This is a genomic window from Pseudomonas sp. GW456-12-1-14-TSB6, assembly GCF_059424205.1.
In genome coordinates this window covers 38,512-45,162 of sequence record NZ_JBWKZE010000042.1, presented here as the reverse complement: position 1 = coordinate 45,162, position 6,651 = coordinate 38,512, and the positions used below count along the sequence as shown (strand labels likewise).

The window sequence follows — 6,651 nt, the reverse complement described above, 5'->3', positions numbered from 1 at the left end:
TCCCCCTACGAATCCCCCAACTCCAAAAAACTCCACGACGCCGCCGAGCGTGCGCTGGATCACTACCTCTTCCCCGCCGCCGGGATCATGTCGTCCTTGAACGAGCCCGAGCGGATGTACCTGGCCAATCCGAAATTCAACACCGAATGCCTGCTGGCCAATGCCAGCGAAAACCTCGGAGCGGCCAGTGAGATGCTCAGTAATTTCGCGGCCACGCTTGATCCCTCGCATCGCAAGACGGCGATCGGTATTACGCAAATCGTGATGATTGCCGAGCTGGCGGTGAATCAGGCGCTGGATCACGTCGAGGTCGCGTAACCAGGCGATGGCTGTAGGAGCCGTTCGCGGCGGCTTCTACAGCGCGACTTATTGAGTCTCCCGTTGCAGGAAAAAGTGAGGCTCAAGAGGTTCATGGAATGCAAAACAGCCCGGGCCGACACCCTCGTTAACTACGAAGGGCGTCGGCCCGGGCTGTTTGCGTTTCAGTAAATCGAACCACGGAGCCTTGATCTAATTACTGCATCGAATGCACATATGAACTGCATTCAACCCGACTAGTGCTCCCCACGCAGGCCTTTAGACTCTTCCCCACGATCAACGTAAGGGAGCGTTCAACATGGTCACCAGCGCCGTCATTCATCAAACCGGTGAGCCTCAAGTCATTCAGCTTGAGCAGTCCGCCGCGCAAACACCCGGCCCCGGCGAGGTCTGGCTTGAGCAGTTCGCCATTGGCGTCAACCCGCTCGACTTGAGCCAACGTTCCGGTGCCGCGCCGTTGGCGTTGCCTTCAGGGTTGGGGCTTGAGGGCGCCGGGCGGGTTGTGGCGGTAGGGGCCGATGTGACGAACGTGGCGGTCGGCGACCGGGTCGCCTATGCCACGGGCCCCATCGGCGCCTATGCCAGCGCCCGCCTTTACCCGGCCAATCGGCTGGTGAAGATCCCCGACAGCCTGAGTTTCGAGGACGCGGCGGCTGTGCTGTTCAAGGGCATCACCGCGCAGTATTTGCTCAAGTCCACTTACCCGGTCGGGCCGGGTTCGACGGTGCTGATCTACGGCGCGGCCGGTGCGCTGGGGCAGATCATGGTGCCGTGGGCGAAGCATTTGGGGGCGTTGGTGATTGGTGTGGTGTCCAGAGCCGAGAGTGTCGAGCGGGCCCGGTTGGCGGGTTGTGATGAGGTGTTGGTGTTCGATGCGGCGACGCTGGCCGACACGGTGGTCGACCTCACCCAGGGCAAGAAAGTGGATGTGGTGTACGACCCGATTGGCCGGGTGTCTTTCGAGGCGTCGTTGAATTGCCTGCGCCCGCGCGGGTTGCTGGTGTCGTTCGGCATGGCGTCGGGGGCGCCGGCGCCGGTCGAGATCAGCACCTTGAATGCCAAGGGTTCGTTGTTCCTGACCCGACCGTCCCTCGCGGCCCACACCGCCACGCCGGAGGAATACCAGCAGCGCGCAAAGGACGTGTTGCAAGCGATTGACGCCGGTATCATCCGGCCCAATGTCGGGCGTCGTTATCCGCTGGCGGACGCCGCCCGGGCCCATGCCGATCTGCACCGGGGCGGTTTGCCGGGGGCGGTTGTGCTGGTGCCTTGAGTCTTTTTTCGGGTCATCCACGAGGGTTGTCGTTGCATGGATCTGTTCGATAGCCGTCAGGCCGATGAAGTCGCCACCCTGCTGGCCCTGGCCGAGCACGGCTCGTTTGCGGCGGCGGGCCGGACGTTGCAGCGCCATCCCTCGGTGTTGTCGAAGCGGCTCAGCGCGCTGGAGTCGCGGCTGGGGGTGCGGCTGATCGAGCGCACCACCCGGCAATTGCGTTTCACCGATGAGGGGCAACGGCTGGTGACGCGGTTCGGGCATGCGGTCAGCCTGATCGCCGAAGCGGAGCAGGATGCGCGCGAGGGTGCCGCCGAAGTTCGCGGGCGTTTGCGCATCGCCCTGCCGGCCGCCATGGGTCGGCTGTGGCTGGGCGATATCGTTTCGGCGTTTGCCCTGGCCCATCCGAACGTGGCGCTGGAGGTGGAATATGCCGAGCGCTTCGTCGATATCGTCGCTGAAGGTTTCGACGCAGCAATCCGCATCGGCGAGCTGGCGGACAATCGGCTGGTGGCGAAGAAACTCTGCGATCACCGCCGAATCCTGTGTGCCGCGCCCTCCTATCTTCAACAGCACGGCGAGCCGAAAACGCCGGCGGATCTTGCCGATCATCATTGCCTGGGGTTTACCGGGTTGCATTCGTATCCCGAATGGCGACTGACCCGTGGCGACGAGAAACACACTCTGAAAATCCGCAGCCGACTGGTCAGCAACGACAACGAAGCGCAGCTGTGTGCCGCGCGCATGGGCGTGGGGATTTTGGCCGGCGGCGACTGGCTGATGACCAAGGACTTGCGCGAGGGGCGCCTGGTGCGGGTGCTGCCCGAGTGGCAACTGGATGCGGACACGGGGGTTTATCTGGTGCGGCCTTCGGCGCGGTTCAACACGGCGACAACTACGGCGTTCAAGGACTGGATCGAGGGAGCTTTTGCCGAGGGTGCGCCTTGGATGACTCCGCCCCGCTGATTTGCAAACGGTGATGGGAAATCGTGTCGGCCTTTTTGCCCATTCCTGATGGGAATGCCCCCATAAAAAACATGAATTTTATTTAAAGCGCTCAATCTTTTAGCGTGGCCATTCCGCATATGGAGATGACGCTATGAATGACTCAAGCCTGCGCCTTTACGTCGATGCTCAATTCACCAGTCCCTACGCAATGTCGTGCTTTGTGGCCCTTCGAGAAAAGGGAATCGAGTTCGAAATGAGTACCTTGGACTTGGACAAACTGGAAAACCAGGCCAGCGATTACGCCCGTCTTTCCCTGACTCAAAGAGTGCCCACCCTCGTGCAGGGCGACTTTGCGTTGTCGGAATCATCGGCGATCACCGAATACCTGGAAGATGTGTTCCCCCAAACACCTGTTTACCCACAGCATCCACAAAAACGCGCGGCAGCGAGGCAAGTTCAAGCGTGGCTACGCAGTGATATGCTGCCGATCCGACAGGAGCGCTCTACCCTTGTCGTGTTCTATGGACAGAAATTCGGACCGCTGTCAGCGTCGGCTGAGGCTGCCAAGCAAAAGTTGCTTGATGTCGCGCAATGGCTGCTGACCGACAATCCGGATTACCTTTTTGGTGAATGGTCGATCGCCGATGTTGATCTCGCGTTGATGCTGAACCGATTGATACTCAATGGGGACAGGATGCCGGCTCAACTGGAGGATTACGCTCAACGCCAATGGCAACGCCCGACGGTACAAGAGTGGATTAAGCTGGAACGACCTCGAATTTAGCGGTACTAAAAATGGGGACAGATTTACTTTTCAGAAAATAAATCCGTCCCCTTTTCTGTCCCCTTTTCTCGCCACGCTCAGTTCGGGAAGGATTTCTCACTCAGCCCGCGCACCGACGCGGAAATCACCGCCCGCGCCGAGGGGATGGCGGACATGTTCAGCGCTTACATGATTGCGCTGAACGCCAGATGAAGTTCGCTTTGCACAACCATAGCTTGCCAATACCGAAATTCTGGTCTGCACAGGATTGATATTTAAATACCAATGCACGCCCCCCACATTCTGATCAGTTTGTTACAACAAGGCTTTCTTTCACTTGGATATAACTATTAATCATAAGTATAAAATATTTTCCTCAGCCATTTACCCCACCATTCATTTGACAAGGAGAATACTGTCTAATACTGTTCATCCGCTTTGTACGATATCGGCATGCAGTCATGGCTGGAAACTCTACACAGGGATCGCATTGCCTTTTGCCAAGTCGCAAGCATATTAATACATGCGCAACCAACGACAAATTGGAGAGATAGAATGGAATCTCAGAAATGCGAAGTGGTCATTAGTGGAGAGCGTGAAATTGACAAGCCTGTTGTTGCATTAACCAACTGCGAGGTTGTCTTTTCCAGCAAGGATGAACTTGACCGGTGTATCATCGCCGTCAAAGAATCTGATAAAAAGCTGGCTGCACGCCCGCTGGAATCGGTTCTTTATGACTGGCAAATGATGACTGTCGTCAAAGGACTGACTATGTTTTTCGGAGTGAGGTGGTATGACCGCGAATACTTCGACAAAAACCGAGACATCTACAAGAACCAGATGCATGGACACTTGTTTTCGAAATTTGGCGTTAGTGCGGAAAGTTTTAACGTCAAGCACTTCGTAGCAGGTTAGCCTGACGCATGAGATCTGCAAGATGGATAACCCTTGCAGATCTCGTGCAATTAAAGGACATATGGCTTGAGCATATTTAGAAAGTATCTTTGCCTTGAAGCTTTAATATGGATATATCTCGGCTGTTGGAATGCAACCGTGCCCCTTATTATCGTTCAGCGTGGAAACTTGTTGGAGCTGGCAACCTATGAGACGGGGCTGGCCCTTGCCGCCGTCATTTCCATACTGTTTTTGGCGTCCCGCGTCGAAGTCATGCGACGCAGCACCGCTCTAAGAGCGGGTTGTATCGCCATTGCGTTGACCGGCATCCTGCGCTACGTGTCTGTTTCCGCTTCGTATTCGATAGAGGCTCTGCTGATAATTGACATCCTTGCGGTCGCGGCTTTCGGCGTCGTTCAATCTCTTTTCGGTGTTTATCCAGCTGAAACCGTAGAAAAAGTTCGAATAGAACATGCCTTTCGCATCCGGCGCATCATCGTAACCATAAGTCGCGTTATTGGCCCGCTCCTGGCGGGCGTTGTCATTGGATTGTCTTCCCCACAAGCCTCACTTCTCTTTGCAGCCATTGTGGGTGTGTTCGCAATGGGGTTAGCGTTCGTATTGCCGCACAGCGTCAAATCCGACTCGACACAGATAAAATCGCCGGCACAACGAGTTCGGGAAATGTTTTTGGGAATTAGACTTAAATTAATTCTTCCACCTGAAAGATTCCTGACTGTTGCTGGTTTCATGTTGAGCCTGGCTGTTACTGCCACAGTACCCATGCTGGTTCCAATTCAAATTCACACCCATAATCTCGCTGAAAGCAGTGTCGGCCTGTTCAACGCCATATTTGCGGGAGGCGCAATCGGTGGCCTGTTATTTTTGAGCCCGCTTGTTGCCAGAAGACACAACCAGCGAAACAAATATATTGGACTCTGGACTTTATTAACCGCCTCCCTCGTCACAGCGGCTCTCTCTGTCGAAGTCTGGCAACTGGCTCCATGCCTCTTTATTGCAGGAGCTTCCAGTGCCTCGCTTTCACTGATTGGGATGGATAAGAGAACTGTCTCGGTGCCGTCTGGAGTTCGTATCAGATTAATGGCCGCCACACTTATTGTCGGCCAACTCGCAAATTCGGCCTCTTATATGATGATGGGAACAACGATGACGCAGTTCGGCACCCATGGTTTGCTATTGGTTTACTGCGCAATTTTCCTGTTTGTCTTGTTTCATGCAGCACTTTCGAAGTCCATCTGGTTTTTCCTTGAAGATGCGGCAGACTCCGAACTTTTTTATAAAAATAACCATCCCGGACTGGAGTCGATCATGGTTTCGGTTGCAAAGTGATGGATGCCGGATACCCGCTGCCGCCAATAAGCCCGGATTAATTCCGCAGAACACCACGTAAAGGTCTTCGGTCAGGATGTCTTCAAACCGCATATGCCCCTATCTCCCCAAACCGAACTTTGCCCGAGGCCCACATTCGATCCAGTTGGCAACTGGTCCATGAATCGGCCTCGAAACTGTAACTGTTCATCCTGCAGACCGTGAGCGAAATTAAGGCCACTCCCCGCCCGAAATGAAGTGAGCACACGCCGTGGATCTGACCGTCACCACCCTCCTCGTCACCTTCGCCGGCGTGTTCCTGATCTGCTTCATGAAGGGCGCGTTCGGCGGCGGCTTTGCGATTGTCGGGATTCCGCTGCTGTCGCTGGTGATGGACCCGATCACGGCTGGCGGGCTGCTGGCGCCATTGTTCGTCGCCATGGATCTGTTCAGCCTGCGCTACTGGAAGCCTTCCACCTGGTCAAAACCCGACCTGAAGTTGTTGGTACCAGGTTTGATCGTCGGCATCGGCGCCGGCTATTTGCTTTTCCGGGTACTGGACCACCGCGCCATCGCCATCGTCATGGCGGCGATCACGCTGTTGTTTGTCGGTTTGTGGTTCAAAGCGGGCGGAGAAGTCCGAGTGCGGCCGCGCTCCTCACCCAAAGCCGTGGCTGCCGGCATTACTTCGGGTATCACGACGATGGTGGCGCATTCCGGCGGGCCGCCACTGGCGATCTATCTGCTGCCGCTGGGGCTGAGCAAGCAGATGTATGCCGGAACGACCAGCCTGTTTTTCACCGTGGGCAATCTTCTCAAGGCAGTGCCATGGCTGCTGCTGGCCAAACCTACCGGCAATGTGCTGACGCTGATGCTCGTCAGCTTGCTCGCTGTACCCTGCGGCGTCTGGCTGGGTTGGCGGCTGCACGCCAGACTGGATCAACGCCAGATGTACCGCGCCTGTTATGGCTTGCTGGTGGTCACGGCGTTGAAGTTGTTGTGGGATGGGGTCAGCGGATACCTTTCCTGAAGCGTTGCCAAAATCCAGTCCACAAACCGATCTGTGCCCATTATTCGCACTTCAGCGACCACAAATCCGTCTACGCTCCAGCCACCCCCTCTGGAG

General features: G+C 56.1%; 7 protein-coding genes. All 7 read left to right on the top strand.

Annotation, left to right across the window (positions count from 1 at the left end):
- Positions 1–318 (top strand): DUF6124 family protein (locus tag AC07Y2_RS26685; RefSeq protein WP_103387286.1); only part of this gene is annotated, 318 nt, incomplete at its 5' end.
- 298 nt (positions 319–616) lie between these two features.
- Positions 617–1,591 carry a quinone oxidoreductase family protein gene (locus AC07Y2_RS26680; protein WP_103387285.1) on the top strand — a complete coding sequence of 325 codons (975 nt, stop codon included), beginning with the start codon at positions 617–619 and terminating at the stop codon, positions 1,589–1,591.
- A 36-nt stretch (positions 1,592–1,627) separates the two neighbouring features.
- The gene (locus AC07Y2_RS26675; RefSeq protein WP_103387284.1) at positions 1,628–2,557 is read left to right on the top strand and encodes a LysR family transcriptional regulator; all 930 of its coding nucleotides are present in this window, start codon (positions 1,628–1,630) and stop codon (positions 2,555–2,557) included.
- Between the two features lie 133 nt (positions 2,558–2,690).
- Positions 2,691–3,323, top strand: a complete 633-nt coding sequence (gene yfcF, locus AC07Y2_RS26670; RefSeq protein WP_103387283.1) for a glutathione transferase — start codon at positions 2,691–2,693, stop codon at positions 3,321–3,323.
- A 534-nt stretch (positions 3,324–3,857) separates the two neighbouring features.
- Positions 3,858–4,217, top strand: coding sequence for a hypothetical protein (locus AC07Y2_RS26665; RefSeq protein ID WP_039773174.1), 360 nt, complete (start codon positions 3,858–3,860; stop codon positions 4,215–4,217).
- A gap of 138 nt (positions 4,218–4,355) precedes the next feature.
- Positions 4,356–5,546 (top strand): MFS transporter, encoded by a 1,191-nt coding sequence (locus AC07Y2_RS26660; RefSeq protein ID WP_256587089.1) that lies wholly within the window; start codon positions 4,356–4,358, stop codon positions 5,544–5,546.
- A 250-nt stretch (positions 5,547–5,796) separates the two neighbouring features.
- Positions 5,797–6,555, top strand: a complete 759-nt coding sequence (locus AC07Y2_RS26655) for a sulfite exporter TauE/SafE family protein (protein ID WP_103387281.1) — start codon at positions 5,797–5,799, stop codon at positions 6,553–6,555.
- Positions 6,556–6,651: the final 96 nt, after the last annotated feature.

What these genes read in the sequence shown, in the direction of transcription:
- AC07Y2_RS26675 (WP_103387284.1), top strand. Translation starts at nt 1,628, where the DNA reads ATGGATCTGTTCGATAGCCGTCAGGCCGATGAAGTCGCCACCCTGCTG.
- yfcF (WP_103387283.1), top strand. Translation starts at nt 2,691, where the DNA reads ATGAATGACTCAAGCCTGCGCCTTTACGTCGATGCTCAATTCACCAGT.
- AC07Y2_RS26680 (WP_103387285.1), top strand. Translation starts at nt 617, where the DNA reads ATGGTCACCAGCGCCGTCATTCATCAAACCGGTGAGCCTCAAGTCATT.
- AC07Y2_RS26665 (WP_039773174.1), top strand. Translation starts at nt 3,858, where the DNA reads ATGGAATCTCAGAAATGCGAAGTGGTCATTAGTGGAGAGCGTGAAATT.